This is a genomic window from Bdellovibrio bacteriovorus (assembly GCF_041888015.1).
Lineage (GTDB): Bacteria > Bdellovibrionota > Bdellovibrionia > Bdellovibrionales > Bdellovibrionaceae > Bdellovibrio.
The window spans coordinates 2800610-2822659 of sequence record NZ_CP168968.1; the positions used below are offsets into that span (position 1 = coordinate 2800610).

Below are 22050 nucleotides of genomic sequence, written 5' to 3' on the forward strand. Positions count from 1 at the left end.
TGATTTTCGTAGTATCTCAGGATGAGACAGGAACTCTCTATTTCATGTAATGATCAAAAATTTTCTGGATCACGCCTTCTTTTTTCATCTGCTGCAGGGTCTTGCCAAAACGTTCTGACAATTCTTTACTGCCTGCCCCTTTCGCTTTGGAAAAGGCCACATAGGCCGGATTTTCCGAAACGACATAAATGGATTCAAAAATATCCCCATACCCCAGTCGCTTGCTCATAAACCGAAAAGCGTCTTCTGAAGCCACCACGACATCCACCCGTTTGACCCCCTCAGAACGCCCGAGTTTCTGAATCAGCATTTCCTGGGTGCTACTTAAATCCAAACGCAGGTTCTTTTTATAGCTATCAAAGGCCTCACCATACGAATATTGATCATTCACGCCAACCGTCAGTCCCTTAAGATCCGACAGACTTTGCACCTTCAATTTTCTTTTTTTAAGAGCAAAGACCATATTGCGAGTTTCGCTGACGGGTTCGGGGAAAAATAAATATTCTTTTCTTTCGGCAGTCACAAACGGCGGGAAAATGGCATCGACCTTTCCGGTTCGAGCCATCACCACGGCACGCGCCCAGGGAAAGGTCACAAACTCTGCTTGAACCTTCATCCTTTTACAGGCCTCACGAATGACTTCGATATAAGTGCCTTTAATCTGCCCGTTTTCACGATAGATTTTAGGCGGGATATCGTCATAAGAAGCAAAGACAACCTTTGTCGCCAAGGCGGGAACGGAAAGAACACTAAGGCCCACAAAGAGCAGAAAAGATTTATAAAGCATTTCGACTAGAATGAATTCTGATCTAAAAATGTTCAACTCTTTTTAGGATTACGACAATTGCAACCCCGCTGCAAAGTCAAAGGCGCTGCTTCACAAGACGACTTACGTCTGCACGCATAGCCGTGCTGATTTCATGTCCGGCAGGGTAAGACAGCAACTGCACGGGGAAACCCGCCTCTGCGAAAACTCTTTCTGACGCTTCTGCATGGAAGAACGGAAGCTTATTGTCATTCACACCATGAAGAATAAAAACATCAGGCGTCGTGGAATATTTTGTTTCCCGGGACAGCGCCGCCATTTCCTGCAATGTGCGTCCACCTATGCCAAACACCGAGGTCACCAGATGGGACTCTGTCAACGCGACGGAAAAACTCATAATGGCTCCCTGACTGAATCCTGCCAGAAAAATTCTCTCTGTATCGACATTCGATTTTTGACGAAGCTCATGAAGGAATTTGACAATATGCTGCCGTGCCGCTTCCGCCTGTTCCCTGTTGTGCAAAGGCCCCTGAGCCGTGAAATTCACATGAAACCATCCATAACTGTGCGGTCCCATCGCCAATGGCCCGCGCAAACTGTAAACATCCAATCGCGGGTCCAACGAAGCTCCAAAATCCGCCAGATCCTGCTCGTTGGAACCCACCCCATGCATCAGCACCAGAACCGGAGTCTTAGTGGACGATTTTTCCTGTGCGGGAATATACTTATACATAGCTCAAGCCTTTCTTCCCAGACTTAGACAGCGCATTGAGATCGAGCCCATGTCATAGCCCTCGAATTCAAACTTCAGCTCATCCTTCTGGACATCGGCGGCTCCTAAAACATACAGCAAAGGATAATAGTGATCCGGCGTCGGCACACTGTTGCGACCAGCGGTAGTTTTCATGAAGTCAGTTGCTAGTGATTGAAAATCACGTTTTTCAATCTGCCCTTTGACCCAGTGATCAAATTCCAAGGCCCAATCGAATCCTTGAGACTGCTTACTCCAATCAACCTGACGAAGGTTATGAACTATGTTGCCACTGCCCACGATCAAAACGCCCTGCTCACGCAAAGACTTCAGAATTTTTCCCAGCTCCAGATGAAACGCCGGTGGTTCAGACATATCAATACTTAACTGCACCACTGGAATATCCGCTTCGGGATAAACCCGACGCAGGACAGACCACGTCCCATGATCCAGACCCCAGACATTATCGTCGGCATGAATTTTAGGTTTTTCGGTCAGCTTTTGGATCTGCTCTGCCAATGCCGGGCTGCCCGGAGCTGGATATTGCACATCAAAAAGCGCCTGAGGAAATCCATAGAAATCGTGAATGGTGCGCGGCTGATCCATGCGAGTCACCCAAGTTCCCGCACTTAACCAATGCGCCGAAATACACAAAATTGCCTTGGGCCGAGGAAGCTCCTGCCCCAGCTCTGTCAAACGCTGGGTGAAGCGATTGTCTTCGATCGCATTCATCGGACTTCCATGACCTAAAAAAAGAACTGGCATTGTTGTCGATGTATCCACGGAGCCTCCCCACAGCTTCAACTGACGCAGCCCCAGCAGAGCCAGAAAACCTCCGGCTCCGAACATCAGGGATCTGCGTGTGATTCTTTGATAACGATCTTTCATGTGATCATTATCCGAGAGAACTCACTGTTACGGCAGGGTTCAAAAACGGATCACTTTGTTGCACCAAGGGAACAATGTTCCCTTCCCTCAATGGAAGCTGATGTGATCCTGCGGTCTTTCATCATGCTCATAGCGATCCTGTAAAAGAGCCTGCTCTGAACTCATAGGCACGCCCACCTTGTGAATCGCCACCAGTGTCCATCCATAGGCCCCAGCCCCAATCAGACTTAAACAACCCACACCCGTCAGAACCAGCGAGAATGCCAAGGAGCTAAGAGGCATGTCCCAGGTGCCGCTGATGATCACCGCATTGACGGCGAAAAGTCCCAAAGTGAGAACGTTTAACAGCATATGGATCAAGCCATCTCTTTTTGCTGTGGTGTCTTTGGGAATTCCCATGGCCCAGTCAATGAATCCAGGAATCGCCGCCACCACGGCAAACGCCACGGCCGCCATATTGGCGAAGTATCCCAGCTTGTACCAGAAGATCTCGACACTCCCGAGCTGATAGACAAGAAAGCTGACGAATGTAAGAAGATAGAAAGTAATCGGAAAGGCCACCAACATGGGATGAATTCCATGCCCTTTGATTGATACTTTGCTGTACATAAAACCTCCCTGTTTTATGTCTTCAAAGTATAGCGGCTTTCTACGAAGAGCCAGCCGTCCGAGAATGAACTGCCAACTCTCAACTGAAGGATCGGCCTAAAGTCATACGACTGGCCTTATTTGCTCTTGCTATAGCGCTCAAAGCTGGCCTTATTTGCAAAATAAATCACAGAACCATCTGCTCGCGCAGCGATCACAGCGGTGGCTTTATCCACGGCCTTGCCAGTCACAGGGTCCACAGCTTTGCGGGCACTGGCATCTTCAGCCAGAGTCTTTTTGCAATTTTCACAGCAGCCATAATATGTTTTCCCGGCATGAGCCACCGGAATCTGATCCCGAGGGAAAACCATGTTCGTGACCATGCAGACTTTTTGATTTGGGACGATTTGCAAAGATTCTTTCGCCAAAGCCTGAGTTCCCATCGCGACAAACATCAAGAACGCGGCCACAACGATAACTCCCAATTCCTTGAACTGCTTCATAAAATATCCTTTCAAAACTTCATTTCGTCTTTCTTATCTTAGGAGCCACCCTCTCTTATTGTGACAAAAAAAGAAACTTTTCCTCACCCGTAACGGCGAGTTTATACATGGTGGCGAGCAGATCCTTGCCTTATTCACATGTTCTGACTAGCTTAGCGGCTATGAAAACCCTTCTTGTTGTCTTTGGAACCCGCCCAGAAACCATTAAACTTGCCTCTTTGATCTTAAAAGCCAAAAGCGATCCCCGGTTCAGAATCATCGTCTGCTCTACGGGACAACATCGCGAAATGATCAAACCGCTTTTTGATTTCTTTGGCATTACACCGGATTACGACCTGGATCTGATGAAACCGGGACAAAGTCTGACGGATATTTCCATGGGCGTGATGGCCGGAGTTCATCGCATCCTGCAAGAGCAGAAAGTGGATGCGGTTCTGGTTCAGGGCGACACGGCCAGCTGTTTTGTTGGAAGCCTGGTGGGCTTCTATCACCGTGTCCCAGTTATGCATATTGAAGCCGGCTTGCGCTCGGGCGATATTTATTCTCCTTATCCAGAAGAGTTCAATCGCAAGGCGACAGGCCTTGTCACGCATTCGCACTTTGCCCCGACAGAGGCGGCCAAAGCCAATCTGATTCACGAGCACTATCCAAGCCAGGATATCTTTGTCACTGGCAACACAGGAATTGATGCCCTGCTGGAAGTCCGTAAAAAACTGGCAGACAATGCCGATCTTGAGAAGAAATTCGCACAGACCTACTCTTTCCTGCAAGGTGACAAGAAACTGATTCTGGTGACCGTCCATCGTCGCGAATCCTTCGGAACTCCGATGGAAGAAGTCATGAAAGGCCTGGTTGAACTTTCCAAGCAGGAAGATCTGGAACTGTTGATTCCTTTGCATATGAATCCGCAGGTCCGTCAATCCGCCGAAAAGATTTTCGGCCAAAGCGCTCAATGGATCGACAAAGGGCAAGCACCTGTTTCAGGACAAAGCAAAATCTGGCTGTGTGAGCCCGTGGACTATGTGCCGTTTGTCTATTTGATGAATCGTGCCCATATGATTATCACCGACTCCGGTGGTGTGCAGGAAGAAGCACCGTCTCTTGGCAAACCGATTCTTGTCGCCCGCGAAAAGACGGAACGACCGGAAGCTATCGACGCAGGAACATCAAAGCTCATCCCATTGGAAGAAAAGGCCTTTGTCCGTACAGCTCTGGAGGTATTAAGAACTCCTGAGGTTTATCAGCGCATGTCCCAAGCTAAAAATCCTTTCGGTGACGGTAACGCCAGCGAAAGAATCCTGAATCTCATTGCCACACGTCTTTAAAGAGGCGTGTACTTAAACGAGTGAATCAGAACCAGCGCATCTTCACTGTACAGCCCGAAGGTGCCTGGATGATCGTACAACTCCTGCCTTGGAGTTCGTCCGGTATAGTCCATGATAAGTTGTCTGTCCTTGTAGACTCGAAACCGCTGTCCCCTTTTATAGAAAGTCCAACGACTGCGTTCGCCCAGATGCAGTTGCGGGCGAGAATACGTGCTTAAGAAGTCCTGGCCAACTTCCTGATAAACTCGGCCAAGCTCAATCCCCGTGCGAGGCTTGGATAGAAAATAGTTCGCCTCTTTTTTTCCATTGTCTCCCATACGATAATTCCCAAAAAACCAAAAAACCTCCCACTCATTGGGATTTTCAGGGCGCAACTGTTTTTGAGAAGTCACTTCGACCTCGACAACATAGTCCTTCAAAGGTCTTTGCTCCGTGGCCTTCAGCGTGACCAGAGCCGCGTAAGTTTCTTTTTCATTCTGTGGATACTTCGGAGAGATAAGTAAATGTTTCTGTGTTTTCGAAGCAAACTCCACAGCCCCATGCCCCGTATATTGCGTGTTCCAATGCTCCGACGTTAGCGGAACCGAGACGAGCTTGTATTTCATGATTTCACTCTCATAAGAGGCGCGTGGAAAGTGAGCACACCCGCCAAGGAAAAGCAGGAAAACAGGCGCAAACCAAACACTCACCCGTTTGGGTGATGCCATATCATTACCCGGTAATTCCTTCGTAAAGAAGCATTCGCTATTGTGAAGAATACCTCGTTCAACTATAACCCGGCCACAGCTAATCATTACAGTACGTAGGTGTTTCATTACTTCAGTCAAATCTTTCCTCTCTTTTGCAACCCTGGTTGTTGCCTGTCTCAACTTACCTTCCGCTAGGGCTGAAGCCTCTGTGGGGGAAGTGTATTCTGAGACGACCTACGTTCCTCAGTACGGACTGCTGACTGAATCTTATCTGCGCTTGATGCTGGTGAAAAAGGAAAAATTCGCAACGTATGTCGGCGCGTCTATTCAAGTGCAAAACAAAACACGCTCCGCACAAGACGATCTCTACGACAAGAACCGCGCAATGGCTCTTGTGGGTGGTCGATTCAACCTGTGGAAGAATCTTTTTGTCCTGGCCGAGCTTCGCACAGAAGAACGCAGCCGTGGCGGACTGTATCTTGGAGACATGTGGCAGTACCCCGTTGCAAATCAAAATATGTTCTCTGAGTTCTATGCCGAAAGCATGATCTTGCCTTCTTTCCACAACGACCCGGTTTCAACCGCTTGGTTCAAACAAGGCCTGCGTTTCAGCCCTGCCCAGAATATCTTCCTGGATGCTTTCGTCGAACTTTACCTGCGCCGCAGTCCAGATCCTGATCTGGGGCGCGACACCGAGCAGGCTCGTGCCGGATTGCGCGGAATCTATCTGATCGACTCCTGGAGCGTAGCTGCTTTGCTTTATCAAAGCTTCCCACGCAACGAAGCTTCTCACGAAGAAGGCCTTCTGGTCATTGGAGGTTCCTTCTAATGCCCATGTTTGAATCTCTGTTCATTATTCTGGCGTTCGTCGTTGTCCTGGGGGCCCTGGTCTTCACCATGGACGACCTCTTTATCGATGCGTATGCTTTGTTCAAAAGAATCAAGCCCGCTCTGATCAATGCGGACCTGATGGCCAAGATCAAATCAGCGCCACAGAAGAATATCGCGATTATCGTCGCTAACTGGAAAGAAGCAGAAGTCATCGCTCCGATGATTCGCGGCAACCTGCGCGGCCTGAGCTATCAAAACTACACTTTCTTCCTGGGCGTCTATCCAAATGATACCGCAACCTGGGAAGCCGCCAGCAAATTGGAAGCCCTGTATCCCCACAAGGTGGTGGTCGTCGTCAACACTCAGCCTGGTCCCACCTCCAAAGGACAAATGCTGAATGAGATGGCCCGTCAGATCTTCAAGTCCGAGCAACATCTTAGCAAAAAATATGACCTGCTTCTGATGCAGGATTCAGAGGACGTACTGCATCCTCACTCACTCAGTCTGATGAACTACTACAGTTCCTTTGCTGATTTCGTACAAATTCCGGTTTTTTCTTTCGACGTGGCTCCGCGCTCGTTGGTCGGGGGCATTTATATCGACGAGTTCGCCGAATCCCACACCAAAGATCTGCTGGTGCGCGAAGCTCTGGGGGCTGCGGTTCCTTCCGCAGGCGTGGGCACTTTGCTTAGCCGTGAATTGGTTTTGTCTCTGCAAGACCTTCAGAAAGGTGATTTCTTGAAGGAAGACACGCTGACCGAAGACTATCACCTGGGCATGATGACCAAAGAGCTGGGTTTTAAATCCAAGTTCGCTTGTGTGCGCTATGAAAAAGACAACGGGCAGAAAGAGTTTATCGCAACTCGTGAATACTTCCCATCCGCGCTGAATGCATCCATGCGCCAGAAATCACGCTGGACACTGGGCATTGCCTTCCAAGGCTTGGAAAACCTGAGCTGGCGCGGTTCTTTCATCGACAAATACTTTATGTGGCGTGACCGCCGCGGTCCTTGGAACAGCATTCTGATTATACTCTCCACTCTTTTGCTGGCCATGTTCGTGATCGCTGATCTGACCGGAGATGTGCCGGCAGTTTTGCGGCACCCAGCGTTCCAACTTCTGTTGGGCCTGAATTTACTGAACATGACCGTGCGTCTGGTTCAGCGAATGATTGCCGTTTCTCGCACCAATGCCCGAGTGCATATAGCTCTGGTACCGGTGCGCTGGCTTCTGGCGAATGTGGTCAATATCGGCGCCACCTACAAAGCCTATCGGCAGTATCAAGAAAGTCAAAAAACTGGCAAACGCCCTGTATGGATTAAAACAGATCACCGCCTCCCCGAGCATTTTGGAAAGGAAATAGAGGTCCAAAACACATGAAAAAATTAATTCTGTCTTTTGTGTTACTAACGGGATTGCAGGTTCAGGCCAAAGCTCTGGACTGCGTGAACGTCTATTTCGACCGTAGCACAGACCCCACTTATTGGATGGGCAAAACCTACACCACCCTTCTGCAGAATCTTTTGGGTCATTTCCCGGAATACCAGCAGATCATCAGCCCTATTGAGCTTTATGAGCAGGGTGAAATCGACAAGTGCGCTGCCACGATTTATATTGGCTCGTACTTCAACAATCCCATCCCGGCAGCTTTCCTGGATGACTATGCCAACACCAAAAAGAATGTGGCGTGGATCGGATACAACATCTGGCAGTTGGGTGACCGCTTTGAAAAAGCCATGGGATACAGCTATTCCCACCTAAGCACCATGAACAAAGAAAAGTTGGACCCACGCGGACGCCCAAGCTTCCTGAAAAACATCCTGTATAAAGGCGAAGTGTTCTTTAAATATGGTGAATGGTCCCAAAATACCCAGGGGCTTTTTGTCGCCCCGTTTGAACAGGCTGTTCTAGTTCCGACCGAAGGTAACAAAACCGAAGTTCTGGCTTGGGCACAAAACCCGGTGACGAACGAAAAAGCACCTTACATTCTGCGCGCGAAAAATCATTTCTACGTTGCCGACGTCCCTTTGAGCTTTATGCACGAAGCCGATCGCTACCTGGTTTTTGCCGACGTTCTGTTTGACATCCTGAATGCCAAACCCAAACACAACGGTCAGTATGCCTTCCTGCGTATCGAGGACGTTCATGCGCTGGTGCCGCTGAGCTGGCTGTATCGTACCAATCAGGTTTTGAAAGAGGAAAAAGTTCCTATCAATATCTCATTGGTTCCAATCTTCTTCGATCCTTTGAATCAATACACGCGTGGCCCTTACGAAGAAGTGGTCACGATGGATCGTCATCGCAGCTTCATGAGCTGGATTGAAGACACTAAAAAAGACAATGGCAGCTTCATTTGGCATGGCGTGACCCATCAGCACAAACGCATGGCCAACCCACACAGCGGGGTTTCCGGCGACGACTTTGAGTTCTTTGATGCCGTGACCAATATGCCGATCGCCGAAGACAGTCCTCAGTTCGTTTTGAACAAGCTGGAAGACGGCTTTGAAATTCTGCAAAGAGCCGGTGTGACTCCGCGTATTTGGCTGATGCCACACTATCAGGCCAGTGCTTTGGATTATGTGATCTTTGGTGAAGTGTTCTCTTGGAATGTGGGACGCGCCATCTATTACAATCACTCTGTTAAAGGCATGCAGAAGGACCTTCTGAAAAAAGACGCCGCTACTGGTGACGACAAACGCCTGTGGTTTGAATCCCGTGACCCACAAAGCAAAGCCCTGCGTATGCAGGTCTTTAAAAACCTGACCGTGAAGTATGAGTCCATGGTCTGGAGCGGTCAGATGTTCCCTTATGAAATCTATGGTGACGTCCACGGCCAGCGATTGATTCCTGAAAACCTGGGGAACTCACAGCCCTTCGTGAATGAGCACGTGACCAGTCCCCGCACCAAAGAAGACATTATTTCTGACGCAAAAAGAAACCGCGTTCTGCGTGATGTTTGGGCCTCCTTCTTCTATCACCCGTTCCTTCTGACTTCTTATGAAGAAGGCGGACGCGGTGCCTATCCCGGAGACCCGTCCGAACTGAGATTCATCATCCAAGGACTTAAAGACCTTGGATATCAGTTCATCGATATCAATAAATTTATGGATAAAAATACGAAAGTTAAACGCCCCGAACCTATTTATAAGGAACAAACGCTATGAATCTATTAAAGAGCCTGGTGCTGATTGCACTCTTTAGTCCAATGATGTCATGGGCGGCAATAAACCTGCCTGAGCCTGCTGACCTTATGGAAAAAGCGGCACAAAGCCGTACATCCCTGCGCGACATTATCTTGGATCTGGAATTTAATATTCCAGAGATGAGAGATCCCGCAACCTTCGACAAGTACTTCGCAACGCTGGATCGCTTGCAAGTCTTGTCCGTGGAAACAGGGCTTGAAGAATATTTCCCAAATATCGTAAAGACATTGGGACTGAACATGGTCTCCAACGGCATGCGCTGGTTGGATGTGACCAAAGATTCTTCCACCAAGCTTGGATACTATATCAAGTGGATGGATGCTGATTCTTTGGCGCGCTTCCTGGGTCTTATCGAATTCCAGATGAGCGTTGTGAAGGACTCTTCCCGCCTGATGGCTCTGTCTCAAAATCTTGAGGCTGTTTTGCCATTGGTGGACGAAAAAGCTTCCACACTTCCTTATGTCCAATTGGGCTTCCGTCGTCTGGTTTCCGACGCGGCTGTAGCTTTGTTGAAGACTGAATCCTTGAGTGAGGCGCAAGTTGCGGTTTGGTTGCAAAAGATCAAAATCTCTTCTTCCTTCTCTGAATATCTGGATTACCTGAATCAGGGCATTTATTCCTTGGATCGCAACAATAAAGGTGCGGCACATATCTATTTGTCCCGTCTGTCTTTGCTTTTGATTCAAGCTTCCAATATGTCTGAAGTGGCGCCTAACTGGCTGCTTAACGGTATTGGTGACTCTTTGTCTGAAGTGATCCTGCGCATGGTTCGTTTGGAAGAAACTTTCAAAGGGGCTGAATTCAGCACTGCACTTAACAGCTTGAAAACTCGTCACCTGCAGGGCTTGGCTCAGCAGTGGATGGCTCAGGAAAAGCTGCCAAGTGATGTTTACGTTGACCACTACCTGGCCTTGTCTCGTGAATTGATCGCAAAATTGCAGGCCGTCGGCCTGAAAAAAGAAGCTGACGAACTGGCAAAATGGTTGTCCCGCGTGGCAGCTCCGGTCATGGCTCAGAAATTGGACTTGGAAGGTCACTACAAACTTACCAACGACAAAGGTGAAGTCTTCTTCCTTACTATTGCCGTTGCTAAAGAAAACACACTGATCGCGGCGATGTCTGATTCAAAATTGATGGTTGAAAGAACATTCTTCAATGTTTCCTACAACCTTAAAGATGACGGCTTCGTGGCTTCCCAGCGTGAACCGGACACAGATAGCGATATGAATCCGCCTGTGAAGTTCACGATTGATTCCAAAGGTCAAATCACTTTGGTGGATCTGTTCGTGCGCACAGGGCCTCGTACTTTGAAAGGCACTAAAGTTCAAAGCTTCACAGATCTTTGGAAAACAGCAAAACTAAGTGCTCCTTCTGCAGATGGCACTTACGTAGGCAGCATCTTCCTGCCAAATGGTACTGAGATGAAAGTCAAAGTCATCATCACGACTTTCAACGGCTACAGCATGGGCCGCTTGGAGAGCGAAGGTGGTATGGATATCGATTTGACTATCGGTTCTCAGGCAACTGACGGCGTGGTGATTTTGACTTCCGGACGTAATGTGGGAGCTTCTTGGTTCCAACTTCGTGCCAATGTGACTGAAGAAGGCCTCAACGCCTATGTCATCGTTGGTGGACGTGGTCAGGGCACAGCCTGCACATTCTTGAAAAGAATTGATAATAAGTAGGAGATGCTATGAAGTTTGTTATCTCTGCCCTGCTTTCCATTCTGGCTTTTAGCAGTATTGCTTCTGCCAGCTATGTAGCAGGATTTAATCTGACTGAAACTGATGGTTTCCTTTATGATGCAGCTCCGGCGGGAGCTGCCAAAACTTTGGCACAAAAAGCTGTGGATGAAGCCAAAGCTTTGGGCGCCAACCATATTATCCTGAATGTTCGTGCGACAATGACAGGGCCGTTCTCTACAGAGGTCATTCCGGTGACGGCTCCTGCTGAACGCTCTAAAGAAGCTGTGCGCATGGCTCGTCTGGTGAAGTACATCCAGTCTCAAGGCATGACGGCTGGACTTCGTCCGATCTTCTTCGTTGTCGGTCCGAATGGCGAGTTCCCGTACACTGAAAAGATGGGCGATGGGACTACAAAAGTTTGGTGGCATGGAAACATTCAACCACGTGACCCAAATCGCTGGTTTGAATCCTTCCGCGTATTCCTGGATGTTTACATCACAGTTGCACGTATGGCTAAAGCTGATGAGTTCACCATCGGTGCTGAACTTTACTCCATGACTGTTGGGGTTGAGGACCAGTGGAAAGAACATCCTTATGGTTTCCCAGGTCGCTGGTTGGAACTGCTGCGCTATGTTCGCGCAAAACTGCCGACAGCTCGCTTGATGTACGACATCAACTTCACCGATGACTCTGTGAATGCGGGTGGATTGACGGCTTCTGGTGGTGAGTTTGAACGTTGGCGCTATCGCTTGGTTGAGCTGGCAAACCCTTCCAACCCGGCAGAAGCAGCCATCTGGCAAGATCTGTCCAACTTCTGGAAAGAACTGGATGCTGTTGGCCTGGATATCTACCGCTCTCTGGCGTCCCACAATCAAGATCTTCCAACAGACACTCTTGAGCTGGCAGCCATGCTGAAAATCCGCTCTGACTCTTACGCAACTCAGTTGGACACGGGCTTTATGGAGATCGAATTCACATTGGATCATCATAAAAAAGCGATCATCAAAGAGATCGGCTTCCGCTCTGCTGACAAGGGCTTCATTGACCCGTTCTCTTATGCGGGATTGGGCACGACGAATGTACCTCACCAAACAGCCGCTTTCATGGCTGTGTTTGAATCCTTCTGGAAGCCTCAATGGCCATGGTTCCAAGGGATCAACTTCTGGGACATCGCTGTTGACCCGACCAAGACAGGTCCGGAAGACAATGGTTTCTCTCCGGTAGGCAAGAAACCCACTGAAGATGTTGTGAAGTCTTACTATCTGAACAACAACTAAAAACAAAAAAGGCTGATCTAAGATCAGCCTTTTTTTATTTCAAATATCGTTTCAAAACAGATTCCACCGGTTCTTTACCCAAAGGAGTGAATCCTTTGTCTGTCTTAGCCTGCGTGTCTTCATCCACCAGAATCTGCCACATCCCCATCCCCGTCATCCACGGCCAGTTGGGCGCCCAGTAAGCTCGGAAGAAGGCATCCCAAGCAGCTCCCTGATGAACCAGGCTGTACTTGCCTCCATCCTCTTCATAAGATGATGGATCCAAAAAACATTTTTCAACACTGCGATAACCCACTTCCTGGAAGAACAAGGGTTTGAGTGTGCCATCCAAAAGCGCCATCTCTGTCAAAGTCGTATCCAGCTGAGAAGCATGGGACTGAGGCCTTGCTTCCAACTGACGAACCAGGGTGGCAAAGTCGTTGGAAAAACGGTCGTTAGCGCTCGCCAAAGCCCGATAGTAATCAATCCCAATCACATCCAACAAAGACCAGAACTCTCGAAGATCTTTTTGATGCTGGATATTGGCAGGCTTCTGGAAGTTGGCCGTCATATAGTAACGCCATTGCTCCAGCTCTCCGCCCCAGGTCTTCTGGCCGTCCGACAGAACATATTGATCTGTATAGTTAATGCCGTAAGTAATCTGGGTCTGACTTCCCAAGATAGCCCGAGCCTTGTGAATCAGCTCCACCCATTGTTTTGGATAGCCCAGACGCCACTGCGGATCTCTTTCACCCAAACCCGAAGTCATCGAATGCATTTCGGCTCCGATGGAATACCATTCAGCCCCGGCACGGGCTGCAAGACGCAGATAACGTTCATGGAACTTAAAATAGTTAGCAAACCAAAGCTGCGGCTGTGTGGGTTTAATGACCCCATGCCACCAGAAGGTCTTCCCCTCGACGTAAGGGAACTCTCCGCGTGGTCCCACCACCAATAAGATAGGACGGAACGCCACTGTCATTCCCAAGGACTTGGCATAGGCAACCGCTTCCAACAGCAGACGCTCTTCTGTTTCTTGCTGATGGGCAGGAACGGTGGAGCGAATATCACTGCCTGTTCCACCAATCATGTGCCCGCGGAAGTTAAAGATAACGGTGCGAAACCCAAGACGATAGCTGTCGTCAATGATACGACGAACCCGTTGTCCCTGAGGTGTGGAATCCACCGTGAAGCCCCAGGCCTGATAAGTCACCAAATGAATGGCAGCCTTGGGAGCGGCCACCTGGGCCAAAACCTCAACCTGAAACACCGCAACAATGTAGAGTATCAAGACAGACAGGATCTTCATGTCGACTGACTACTGGAATACTAAACGAGGGTCAACTTAGTTCCACAACGCTGTACGGTGGGGGTTTTCCGGCAATTATACAATGCAATGGATAATCTTTCCACTTTATACATCTAATCAAGCAGTTCGGGTGGTGCTATAGTTAAAACAAATGAAAGGGACTGTTATGAAAAAACTCTTATTCTCTCAACAAAGCAATGCCCGCCACTGGGTTGGCGATGGTTTTCCAGTCCGTTCGATTTTCACTTACAATGATATCGCCCGGGAAATGACACCATTCCTTCTTATGGACTATGCCGGTCCGGCAGTGTTTCCTCCCTCTGAACATCGTCGGGGGGTGGGTGAACACCCTCACCGCGGTTTTGAAACTGTCACTATCGTCTATGAAGGCGAAGTGGAGCATCGAGACTCTGCCGGAGGTGGTGGCATCATCCGTCCTGGGGATGTGCAATGGATGACAGCCGCATCCGGCCTGGTGCACGAGGAATTTCACGGTGCTGATTTCGCCAAAAAAGGCGGCGCCTTTGAAATGGTTCAGTTGTGGGTCAATTTGCCTAAGAAAGACAAAATGTCCAAACCCCGCTATCAGGGTTTGATGAATGCTGAAATTCCTCAAGTCACTTTGCCCGAAGGCGCTGGTCAGCTACGCGTGATTGCAGGTGAATTCCAAGGCGCAAACGGCCCGGCTAAAACCTTCACTCCGATCAACCTGTGGGACTTGCGCCTGCAGGCCGGACACAAGGTGGAATTAAATCCTCCGGTGGGTCATACGGCAGCGATCTTTGTTCTTAGTGGCGAGGTCACCCTGGGTTCTGGAGAGCGATTGAAAGAGGCCGAGTTGGCGGTGTTGGATCGCGAAGGCACAAACTTCACTCTGACTGCGGGAACTGATGCAAAAATTCTGTTCCTGGGCGGTGAGCCGATCGAAGAGCGCATTGTTGGTTATGGTCCGTTTGTTATGAACTCGGAAGCCGAAATCCGACAGGCCTTTGTCGACTTCCAAGATGGCAAAATGGGCCAGATCGGAACCATCGAAGGATCACGTTAATAAAGAATCCGAAGGGACTTCCCGTCCCTTCGGATTTGTTTTTCAGAAAAGGCTCAGGCACAATTCACCCATGGACTTGAATGAAATCGCCATCTTTGTCAAAGTCGTGCAAGCCGGCAGCTTTTCTGCTGCCGCCAAGCAATTAGAAATGCCCAACTCCACAGTCAGTGCGAAAATATCCTCCTTGGAAAAACGCCTGGGCGTCACCTTGCTTCATCGCACGACACGCAAGCTGCAAATCACTCAAGCCGGACAACTTTTCTTTGAACGCTGCCAAATTGGAATCGATGAAATCAAAGCCGCCACCGATGAAGTCACACAAGGCCAAGGGGAACCCCAAGGACTTTTAAAAGTCACCGCCCCCGCCATCATCGGAGCCAGCCTGCTGAAAGATGTCATTGCCGAGTTCCGCAGACAGTATCCCAAGATTCAACTGGAACTGCTGCTGACGGACCGCCGGGTGGACTTGATCTCTGAAGGCATTGATCTCGCCATTCGCGCTGGTGAACTGAAAGACTCTTCTCTTATTGCCAAAAAGCTGGGACTTAGTTATTTCGCTCCTTTTGCCAGCCCGACGTATTTGAAAAAAAATGGCACACCTCTGCACCCGAAGGACCTGCGTGAACATCAGTGTCTGCAATTTACACCGCTGGGCAAAGACCACTGGGAGTTTCTGAACAAAAGCCGCAACAAAATCACTGTCAACCTGCCCGGAAATCTTGTGATCGATGATCTGAATATGATCAAGGACCTGGCGTTGGCTGGTGAAGGTATTGCCCTGCTACCGACCTTCCTTTGCGGGCCCGAATCGAAAAATAAAAAACTGGTGCGCATCCTTCCCGAGTGGCGCTCGGACCTGCGTCCGGTCAGTTTTGTCTATCCACCACAAAGATTTCCCCAGCCCCGTCTGCAGGCCTTTATCACCTGCACCAGTGAACTTCTTAAGGAACGCCTCAAAGAATTGGAACTGTAGCTGTCAGGATACATATCAATCCCCTCTGCCCGTGGCGGCCTCCCTCTAATAAGCTCTACGGCAAGGAGTTTGTATGCTTGATTGGAAGACCTATCTGATGGAAGTAAAATCCCGCATCGCCGGGATCGCAAAAATGCAGCCCGATCTGATCAAGGGCTATCGCATGATCTCGGACTCAAAAGCACAATCCCCGGTTTTAGATGGCAAAACCCGAGAGCTGATTGCCCTGGCCGTCGCCATCACCACTCGTTGTGATGGTTGTATTTCCGTGCATATTGAAGCCGCCAAAAAACATGGCGCCACTCGAGAAGAAATTCTGGAAGCTCTGGGAGTTGCCGTCGGTATCAATACCGGAACGGCCCTGATCTTTTCCGCCCGGGCCATGGACGCCTATGACAATATTTAGGGCTAAAAATGGAAACGGGCCCCGACCCTTCGGCCAAGTCCCGTTTCGGACGACCCCTAAAAGATGGAAGGCGAATTCCTACTTCCGGATCGTTTCTTAGCCAGTATAGCGCACTCTTACGGTTGTGAACCCAGGATTGCCAAGAAGCAGATACATTTATCCGAATAAACTCTAAACCTCATCGACCTTAATCCCCTCGGCGGCCATGATACGCAAAGCATTCGTCGTGGGACACGGGCCAGAACGCAAATGGTAATGGAAAATCATTTTCCCGCTTTCATCGATATCTTCACGGAAGTGCAGATTCAGCAAAGTGGGGTTGCTTTTTTCCAAAGCCGTCAGCTCCAGATCGTGGGTTGAAATAAAACCCATGGCTGATTTTTCCTGCGCCAGCGTCTGAATCACCGCACGACTTCCTATCTGACGTTCACGGTTGTTGGTCCCTCGGAAGATCTCATCAATCAGATACAAGACGGGCTTACCCGAGGCTGCCGTATTCAAAATATCCTTCAGCCTGCGCACCTCTGCATAGAAATAAGAATACCCATCACGCAAAGAATCACTGACCTCAATACAAGTTTCAATCTGCAACGGCACAGTGACAAAGTGATCCGCAAAAACCGGAGCCCCCATATTCGCCAGCGTCTGATTCACCCCCAAGGTGCGCAGGAACGTGGACTTGCCGGACATATTTGACCCCGTCAACAACCCCAGCGACTTTGCTCCCGGAAACTCGAAATCATTCGCTACTGCCCGGCTTCGATCCAACAAGGGATGAAAGACGTTCTGGCACTTCAGCGCTCGTTCAGAAGAAAATTCCGAATAACACTGTGTTTGATATCTATCAAAGATCAACAAGGAGCCCAGAACTTCAAACTCTGAAAGCTCTTCAACACAGGCTGGGAAGTCCTGAGCCATTTTTTTTCGCAATCGCTCCAGGAAATAAACAGACACCACCGTCCACGGCAGTAGGGCATTCAGAACAAAATGCAGGATCGGATTGGTCTGAGTTCCCAGAAAGCCCAAAATCGTTTCCAGCTTCTGGGCCATTCGAGACGGTGATGATTCAAAGATCTTCGGACACAGTTCTTTCACAGTTTTATCACTGGCCGCTTTCTTTTCGATGGACTCCAGCACCGGAGCCAGCGCACTAAGGTGATGGGACAGTCCCGTGCCTTGCAAGAAAGCCGACCCGACTGAGCCCAAGCTCACCAGACTTAACAAAGGAAAGGCCATAAGTAATATGGACGGTAATGTCATCCCCGTCATACTAGCAACCGCGACCATTGCCACGGTCGCTCCCCACAAAATCAGATTGGCCAGCAAAAGCAGGCTGAAGCGGGAGCCGACAAAAGAGTTTTTAAGGAAATCCTGAATCTGCAAAGTGGAAAGATTCAAATCATTGGAATTCGTTTCAATACCCAGACGAGTATAAAACCAAACCTGGGGACGCAGTTTGCGAATCTGTTCCTGACGTTTCTTAAGCGCCGAGGAATCCGCAGGGGCACGACTCATCCAATGCAGGAGACGGCGCAAGCCCCCTTCGGAAAGAGTCTCATCCACCAAAGTCCACAACGAGTGTGCGCCTACCAAACCCAGGTCACGAATCAACGGAAACTCGGCCGAGGTGTCAAAGGCCTGTTTCCAAGTACGCCCTGAAGGCTGTCCCAAGAGACGTTTGTGCTGTCTTTGCAAAAACTCATTCCAACGCCCAAGACGCTGCACGTGGCGATGAATGCGACGGGTACGCACCACCAGGACAATAAAAATCACCAGCAACACCGCCGGAACGGCAAAGCCTGCGCGCGCATTCGGTATCATCGACAGAACCACCAGACTTCCCGCAAATACCAACGCAGTCAGAAGGCGGATATTTTGATGTTGACGAAGACGCTGCTGCCAAATCTGCAAAAGCCCCTGCATTCGTGCTGTTTTTTTCTGTACCTTTGCTGCTGTTTGCAAAGATCGGCTCAATGTGGTGGGAACGGCATTGTGATTCATGCTTCTCATGATGCCGGGGCGTTAAAGTCGAGGCAACTTAAAACCCCGGACTCTCGACTGAGAGCCCGGAGAAAGTCATATGTTTATAAAAGCTGAGAAAGCTCTTCTTCAGTCACGACAGGATATTCTTGACCATCCACAATAGGCACATAGCCATCATCAGAACCGTCGTTCGTATCAGGTACAGTCACAAGTTCTTCGCCGGGTTGTTCAGGAGTTGGTTGTGGCTCAACCGCACCGGAATCACCGCCACCATCGGTTCCAGTACCAGGCTCTTCTTCTCCTGACAATTCCTCAGCCGGTGTTTTCAGAACTGATTTTAATTTCAGGACTGGCTTCAGAAGGCAACCACCGTTGCCTTGAACGACAACAGACTTTAAGGCATCGAAGTCCACGACGACCTGATAGTTATGACCCGCTTCAAATTCCACTTTGTTCGTCAGGATAATTTTAACACCTGTTTTTTGCGCACTGGGCGTCTTCAACTCACAGATGGAATCATCACCCTTCACTGCATAATGCCCCTCATGCTTAAGAATCAAGCGGATCTGCTGAATACGCAATCCCGCCGGAGCCACAATATCCTGCAGTGGCAAGGTCACACCATTTTGCAACTGCAGCAGATCCACCGGGCCCAAGCCTTGAGCCAACTGCAGACGCCCCGACTTACCTGCTCCGCCAACAAGCACCTCCATATGGTCGATATCCACAACGACGGACTTCAGGTCCTTATTCGGTGCATCGGTCAACTTGAAGCTGATTGTGCTCATGCCGCTTTTATATTGATTCGAGGTAACGCCACCTTCAGAGCCAGATTCGCTCACTGTGCGACTGCAGGCGGAACTCAGCAGCACAGCCCCTAGACATATAAGCTTTACAGAAACACTCTTCATCTTACCCTCCTGGTAATTCTTACGTTTACTGTACACCCCACTAGTCAAAGACCCAAAAAAGTCCTCCTTGAGGCGATCAAACTGAGAGCGCTGTCAAAGACTTGAGCATTTTATCCAACATTTTGTACTCCTAACCGCACGACGCAAACCCTCCGCCCCCGAAGGCAAAAATATAAACCTCTTCATATTGCAGACTTCAATTTGCCATTTACACATTTCTCACATACTGTGGGGCCGCACAACGCACTGGAGACGCTATGGCCTTACTTCTCGTCAGCATATGCCTTGCCGCGGTCATCTATTTATACTTCAACAACAATCCTCTGAATCACTCGAAAAAATTTATCTTCAGGCGCTTCGTAAACTGGTTCCCCCTTGGCATGAGCTACGCCTTCCTTTACATGGCTCGTTACAATCTGAATGTTTCCAAAAATGCCATGGGCGACATGATGACCAAAGAACAGTTTGGGATCATCTTTGCCGCCGGAACGATCGTTTATGGCCTTTCGTTTCTGATCAATGGTCCCCTGGTGGACAAAATAGGCGGCAAGAAAGGAATTCTGATTGCCACGCTGGGCTCAGCCCTGATGAACCTTCTTATGGGGGGCGCGACCTATCTGTATCTGATGGGCCGCTTAAAGACCGACATGGTTGTGGCCTTCTCAGTTCTGTATGCGATGAACATGTTCTTCCAAAGCTATGGAGCTGTTTCCATTATCAAAGTAAAAGCCTATTGGTTCCACGTCCGTGAGCGCGGCGTTTTTGGTGCGATCTTTGGAACGTTGATCTCATTCGGTGTGTATTTTGCGTTCGACTGGGGGCAAGCTATCGTCGATGCGTCCAAGCTGAACATCGAAGGTGAAAAAACCGCCTTCCAAAAGTTCATCCAGCATATCTTTGCGATTGATACCGGAGCCACCGACGCAACCTGGCTGGTCTTCACCATCCCCGCCTTCATCCTGATTGTTTGGGCTTTGATCGATATGGTGCTGTTGAAAGACTCTCCGAAAGAAGCCAACTTTGACGACTTCGATACCGCTGACGCTTCTTCGACAGACGATGATGAAAACGTCAAAATGACGATGACGTTGATCCTGAAGAAAGTCTTTTCCAATCCCGTGATGATCACCATTGCCATGGTCGATTTCACTTCCGGTGTTTTACGCAATGGGATTATGCAATGGTATCTGATCTTTGCCAACGAAACCAAAGACATCAGCCCGGCTTTTTATGCTGGATCTGAATTCTTCATCAAGAACTGGGGACTGTTGCTGTGCCTAACAGGCGTGCTGGGTGGTTTTATTGCCGGCTTGGTTTCAGATCGGGTATTCCAGTCCCGTCGTGGGCCTCCGGCTGCAATCAATAATGTGGTGATGATTCTGCTGCTTATTGTGATGTGCGTATTCTTAACCAAAGACCCCACTATCTTTGGTTTGGCGGCTGTCTTGATGACACTGGCGGTGATCGGCGTGCATTCTTTGATGTCAGGAACAGCCGCCGCTGACTTTGGCGGCAAGAAAATGACAGCGACAGCTTCGGGTATTGTCGATGGCTGCGTCTATCTTGGATCAGGCCTGCAATCTTTGTCGATCGGATATCTGTCAGCGAAAAACTGGCATTACTGGCCTCTTTTCCTGATTCCTTTTGCCGTGCTAGGTCTGATTCTGTCGCTGCGTATGTGGAAAGAACTTCCGGAAGCCACCAAAAAGTACATTCTGGAAGTGGAAAAAGCAGAAGCCCTTAAACAACAGCAGGAGAACTAGAGCCCTTTCCAGATCCACCTAGCCCAAAGGTCTTTTCTGTTACCTTTGTGCTATCGAATGTGAAAGGCGTCTCTGGCAAAAACTTCCAATATCGTCTATATTGGAAGACGTAAAAGGAGGCATGCCATGGAATTATGGTTCATACTTGGTTTTTTAGCAGTGGCGGGGATCTCCGTAATTGTCTATTTCTCTTTGATGGTGTTCTTCCCCGAATGGGTGGGTATCACTGGAAAAATCGCCCTGGATGCCGAGCGCAGCCACAAAGAAGGCGCTTCCGAAGATACCGGCGACACTCCTTTCAAAGGCTAATCCAGCTTACTATAGCGGTCCCGGAACTGCCCGGGACTCAATCCCAGCTTAGCCCGAAAGAAGCGGCTGAAATAATTGGGGTCCTGAAAACCCAACACATATGAAACTTCCCCAATAGGTAACGTCGTGTAAGCCAGATATCTTTGGGCTTCCAGCAAACAACGTTCATGAATCATCTCACGCGCGGATTTATTCAACAAGCGCAACACCCGCATCGTCAAAGCCTTAGGAGAAATTCCCAAAGTCCGGGCATAGAAATCCACGTTGTGCTGTTCACTGAAATTTTTTTCGATTAATCCCTCAAATTCCCGCATAAAGCTTTCTTCGGCCTTCTTCGCCTTCGTAGATTTGGCTTCTGTTGTGCGCAGCAGTTGCAAAGCCAGCAAACTCAGCAAACTGCGCAGGGCTTGATCTCCACCTATTTTCTTTTCCGAAAACTCCACACACATTTTCTCACAATAAAAGCGCAGCTCTTTTTGCAAGTCGGCTCCCGGGCGGAACAAATCCGGAGCATCATACAGACTTTGCAGAGAGGCTTTTTCCAATAGATCCAAACGCAAAGAATCCAGATAGAACTCGACGACATAGCCTCGCGTTCCTTTTGTCAGATACCACTGATGGACCTGACCCGGTTTGACTACAAAAATATTCCCGGCCTTCAGAGGATAACTGTTAAAATCGATATTGTGCTGTCCCTTACCTGCAGTGACGATCACCACCTGAAAGAAATCATGGCGATGTGGAAAGGGCACCTTGGGATTTATCCGCTCTTCCAGGCGCTCTGCACGAATGTCCCCCCTTTGGGCTGTAACAACCCCCAACGCATCCATGGAATGAAGTTTGGAAACATTTCTTCCCGGCAT

The 22050-nt window shown here is 49.1% G+C and carries 21 protein-coding genes; 11 read left to right on the forward strand and 10 right to left on the reverse strand.

The window, feature by feature from the left end:
* Positions 1 to 37: 37 nt before the first annotated feature.
* The 5 genes from ACES2G_RS13410 to ACES2G_RS13430 all read right to left on the reverse strand — a co-directional run bounded on the left by ACES2G_RS13410 (position 38) and on the right by ACES2G_RS13430 (position 3496).
* Entirely contained in the window at positions 38 to 787 is a 750-nt protein-coding gene (locus tag ACES2G_RS13410) for a transporter substrate-binding domain-containing protein (RefSeq protein ID WP_347357691.1), read from the reverse strand.
* Between the two features lie 76 nt (positions 788 to 863).
* Entirely contained in the window at positions 864 to 1499 is a 636-nt protein-coding gene (locus ACES2G_RS13415; RefSeq protein ID WP_347357692.1) for a dienelactone hydrolase family protein, read from the reverse strand.
* A gap of 3 nt (positions 1500 to 1502) precedes the next feature.
* The gene (ygiD, locus tag ACES2G_RS13420) at positions 1503 to 2282 is read right to left on the reverse strand and encodes a 4,5-DOPA dioxygenase extradiol (protein ID WP_347357725.1); all 780 of its coding nucleotides are present in this window, start codon (positions 2280 to 2282) and stop codon (positions 1503 to 1505) included.
* 210 nt (positions 2283 to 2492) lie between these two features.
* Positions 2493 to 3014 (reverse strand): DUF2231 domain-containing protein, encoded by a 522-nt coding sequence (locus ACES2G_RS13425; RefSeq protein ID WP_374000474.1) that lies wholly within the window; start codon positions 3012 to 3014, stop codon positions 2493 to 2495.
* Between the two features lie 116 nt (positions 3015 to 3130).
* On the reverse strand, positions 3131 to 3496 hold the full coding sequence (locus tag ACES2G_RS13430; RefSeq protein ID WP_347357694.1) for a hypothetical protein: 366 nt from the start codon (positions 3494 to 3496) through the stop codon (positions 3131 to 3133).
* Between the two features lie 161 nt (positions 3497 to 3657).
* On the opposite strand from ACES2G_RS13430, the gene wecB reads away from it, so the two are divergent.
* Positions 3658 to 4821 (forward strand): non-hydrolyzing UDP-N-acetylglucosamine 2-epimerase, encoded by a 1164-nt coding sequence (gene wecB, locus ACES2G_RS13435; protein ID WP_347357695.1) that lies wholly within the window; start codon positions 3658 to 3660, stop codon positions 4819 to 4821.
* Here wecB and ACES2G_RS13440 read toward each other — a convergent pair.
* On the reverse strand, positions 4818 to 5426 hold the full coding sequence (locus tag ACES2G_RS13440) for a hypothetical protein (RefSeq protein WP_374000475.1): 609 nt from the start codon (positions 5424 to 5426) through the stop codon (positions 4818 to 4820). The genes wecB and ACES2G_RS13440 overlap by 4 nt on opposite strands.
* 292 nt (positions 5427 to 5718) lie before the next feature.
* Here ACES2G_RS13440 and ACES2G_RS13445 point away from each other — a divergent pair, with 292 nt between their 5' ends.
* Genes ACES2G_RS13445 through ACES2G_RS13465 form a run of 5 tightly spaced genes read left to right on the forward strand, consistent with a single transcriptional unit; the run spans position 5719 to position 12506 of the window.
* Positions 5719 to 6339 carry a hypothetical protein gene (locus ACES2G_RS13445; RefSeq protein ID WP_374000476.1) on the forward strand — a complete coding sequence of 207 codons (621 nt, stop codon included), beginning with the start codon at positions 5719 to 5721 and terminating at the stop codon, positions 6337 to 6339.
* Complete coding sequence (locus ACES2G_RS13450) at positions 6339 to 7721, forward strand: glycosyltransferase (protein WP_374000477.1); 1383 nt, start codon at positions 6339 to 6341, stop codon at positions 7719 to 7721. Before ACES2G_RS13445 ends, ACES2G_RS13450 begins: the two co-directional genes overlap by 1 nt.
* Complete coding sequence (locus tag ACES2G_RS13455; RefSeq protein ID WP_374000478.1) at positions 7718 to 9505, forward strand: DUF2334 domain-containing protein; 1788 nt, start codon at positions 7718 to 7720, stop codon at positions 9503 to 9505. Before ACES2G_RS13450 ends, ACES2G_RS13455 begins: the two co-directional genes overlap by 4 nt.
* Entirely contained in the window at positions 9502 to 11229 is a 1728-nt protein-coding gene (locus tag ACES2G_RS13460) for a hypothetical protein (RefSeq protein ID WP_347357700.1), read from the forward strand. The genes ACES2G_RS13455 and ACES2G_RS13460 overlap by 4 nt, the downstream gene beginning before the upstream one ends.
* Before the next feature lie 8 nt (positions 11230 to 11237).
* A complete protein-coding gene (locus ACES2G_RS13465) occupies positions 11238 to 12506 on the forward strand; it encodes a hypothetical protein (protein WP_347357701.1) in 1269 nt (422 codons plus the stop codon).
* Between the two features lie 34 nt (positions 12507 to 12540).
* Here ACES2G_RS13465 and ACES2G_RS13470 read toward each other — a convergent pair whose 3' ends face one another.
* Positions 12541 to 13794 (reverse strand): hypothetical protein, encoded by a 1254-nt coding sequence (locus ACES2G_RS13470; RefSeq protein WP_374000479.1) that lies wholly within the window; start codon positions 13792 to 13794, stop codon positions 12541 to 12543.
* 166 nt (positions 13795 to 13960) lie between these two features.
* On the opposite strand from ACES2G_RS13470, the gene ACES2G_RS13475 reads away from it, so the two are divergent.
* The 3 genes from ACES2G_RS13475 to ACES2G_RS13485 all read left to right on the forward strand — a co-directional run bounded on the left by ACES2G_RS13475 (position 13961) and on the right by ACES2G_RS13485 (position 16221).
* Positions 13961 to 14842 carry a pirin family protein gene (locus tag ACES2G_RS13475; protein ID WP_374000480.1) on the forward strand — a complete coding sequence of 294 codons (882 nt, stop codon included), beginning with the start codon at positions 13961 to 13963 and terminating at the stop codon, positions 14840 to 14842.
* 70 nt (positions 14843 to 14912) lie between these two features.
* Entirely contained in the window at positions 14913 to 15815 is a 903-nt protein-coding gene (locus ACES2G_RS13480) for a LysR substrate-binding domain-containing protein (RefSeq protein WP_374000481.1), read from the forward strand.
* Between the two features lie 73 nt (positions 15816 to 15888).
* Positions 15889 to 16221, forward strand: a complete 333-nt coding sequence (locus tag ACES2G_RS13485) for a carboxymuconolactone decarboxylase family protein (protein ID WP_347357705.1) — start codon at positions 15889 to 15891, stop codon at positions 16219 to 16221.
* Between the two features lie 171 nt (positions 16222 to 16392).
* Here ACES2G_RS13485 and ACES2G_RS13490 read toward each other — a convergent pair whose 3' ends face one another.
* Both ACES2G_RS13490 and ACES2G_RS13495 read right to left on the reverse strand, forming a co-directional pair.
* Complete coding sequence (locus ACES2G_RS13490) at positions 16393 to 18222, reverse strand: MutS family DNA mismatch repair protein (protein ID WP_347357706.1); 1830 nt, start codon at positions 18220 to 18222, stop codon at positions 16393 to 16395.
* A gap of 83 nt (positions 18223 to 18305) precedes the next feature.
* The gene (locus ACES2G_RS13495; protein ID WP_347357707.1) at positions 18306 to 19115 is read right to left on the reverse strand and encodes a DUF4382 domain-containing protein; all 810 of its coding nucleotides are present in this window, start codon (positions 19113 to 19115) and stop codon (positions 18306 to 18308) included.
* A gap of 257 nt (positions 19116 to 19372) precedes the next feature.
* On the opposite strand from ACES2G_RS13495, the gene ACES2G_RS13500 reads away from it, so the two are divergent.
* Complete coding sequence (locus tag ACES2G_RS13500) at positions 19373 to 20878, forward strand: MFS transporter (RefSeq protein ID WP_374000482.1); 1506 nt, start codon at positions 19373 to 19375, stop codon at positions 20876 to 20878.
* A 126-nt stretch (positions 20879 to 21004) separates the two neighbouring features.
* Positions 21005 to 21187, forward strand: coding sequence for a hypothetical protein (locus ACES2G_RS13505; protein WP_347357709.1), 183 nt, complete (start codon positions 21005 to 21007; stop codon positions 21185 to 21187).
* On the opposite strand, the gene ACES2G_RS13510 is transcribed toward ACES2G_RS13505, so the two are convergent.
* Complete coding sequence (locus ACES2G_RS13510) at positions 21184 to 22050, reverse strand: helix-turn-helix domain-containing protein (RefSeq protein WP_374000483.1); 867 nt, start codon at positions 22048 to 22050, stop codon at positions 21184 to 21186. The two genes, ACES2G_RS13505 and ACES2G_RS13510, sit on opposite strands and share 4 nt — an antisense overlap.

Coding starts and splice junctions, on each gene's coding strand:
- ACES2G_RS13480 (WP_374000481.1), top strand. CDS start 14,913: ATGGACTTGAATGAAATCGCCATCTTTGTCAAAGTCGTGCAAGCCGGC.
- ACES2G_RS13455 (WP_374000478.1), top strand. CDS start 7,718: ATGAAAAAATTAATTCTGTCTTTTGTGTTACTAACGGGATTGCAGGTT.
- ACES2G_RS13505 (WP_347357709.1), top strand. CDS start 21,005: ATGGAATTATGGTTCATACTTGGTTTTTTAGCAGTGGCGGGGATCTCC.
- ACES2G_RS13485 (WP_347357705.1), top strand. CDS start 15,889: ATGCTTGATTGGAAGACCTATCTGATGGAAGTAAAATCCCGCATCGCC.
- ACES2G_RS13425 (WP_374000474.1), bottom strand. CDS start 3,014: ATGTACAGCAAAGTATCAATCAAAGGGCATGGAATTCATCCCATGTTG.
- ACES2G_RS13460 (WP_347357700.1), top strand. CDS start 9,502: ATGAATCTATTAAAGAGCCTGGTGCTGATTGCACTCTTTAGTCCAATG.
- ACES2G_RS13490 (WP_347357706.1), bottom strand. CDS start 18,222: ATGAATCACAATGCCGTTCCCACCACATTGAGCCGATCTTTGCAAACA.
- ACES2G_RS13450 (WP_374000477.1), top strand. CDS start 6,339: ATGCCCATGTTTGAATCTCTGTTCATTATTCTGGCGTTCGTCGTTGTC.
- wecB (WP_347357695.1), top strand. CDS start 3,658: ATGAAAACCCTTCTTGTTGTCTTTGGAACCCGCCCAGAAACCATTAAA.
- ACES2G_RS13500 (WP_374000482.1), top strand. CDS start 19,373: ATGGCCTTACTTCTCGTCAGCATATGCCTTGCCGCGGTCATCTATTTA.
- ygiD (WP_347357725.1), bottom strand. CDS start 2,282: ATGCCAGTTCTTTTTTTAGGTCATGGAAGTCCGATGAATGCGATCGAA.
- ACES2G_RS13470 (WP_374000479.1), bottom strand. CDS start 13,794: ATGAAGATCCTGTCTGTCTTGATACTCTACATTGTTGCGGTGTTTCAG.
- ACES2G_RS13510 (WP_374000483.1), bottom strand. CDS start 22,050: ATGCCGGGAAGAAATGTTTCCAAACTTCATTCCATGGATGCGTTGGGG.
- ACES2G_RS13415 (WP_347357692.1), bottom strand. CDS start 1,499: ATGTATAAGTATATTCCCGCACAGGAAAAATCGTCCACTAAGACTCCG.
- ACES2G_RS13440 (WP_374000475.1), bottom strand. CDS start 5,426: ATGAAATACAAGCTCGTCTCGGTTCCGCTAACGTCGGAGCATTGGAAC.
- ACES2G_RS13430 (WP_347357694.1), bottom strand. CDS start 3,496: ATGAAGCAGTTCAAGGAATTGGGAGTTATCGTTGTGGCCGCGTTCTTG.
- ACES2G_RS13495 (WP_347357707.1), bottom strand. CDS start 19,115: ATGAAGAGTGTTTCTGTAAAGCTTATATGTCTAGGGGCTGTGCTGCTG.
- ACES2G_RS13475 (WP_374000480.1), top strand. CDS start 13,961: ATGAAAAAACTCTTATTCTCTCAACAAAGCAATGCCCGCCACTGGGTT.
- ACES2G_RS13410 (WP_347357691.1), bottom strand. CDS start 787: ATGCTTTATAAATCTTTTCTGCTCTTTGTGGGCCTTAGTGTTCTTTCC.
- ACES2G_RS13465 (WP_347357701.1), top strand. CDS start 11,238: ATGAAGTTTGTTATCTCTGCCCTGCTTTCCATTCTGGCTTTTAGCAGT.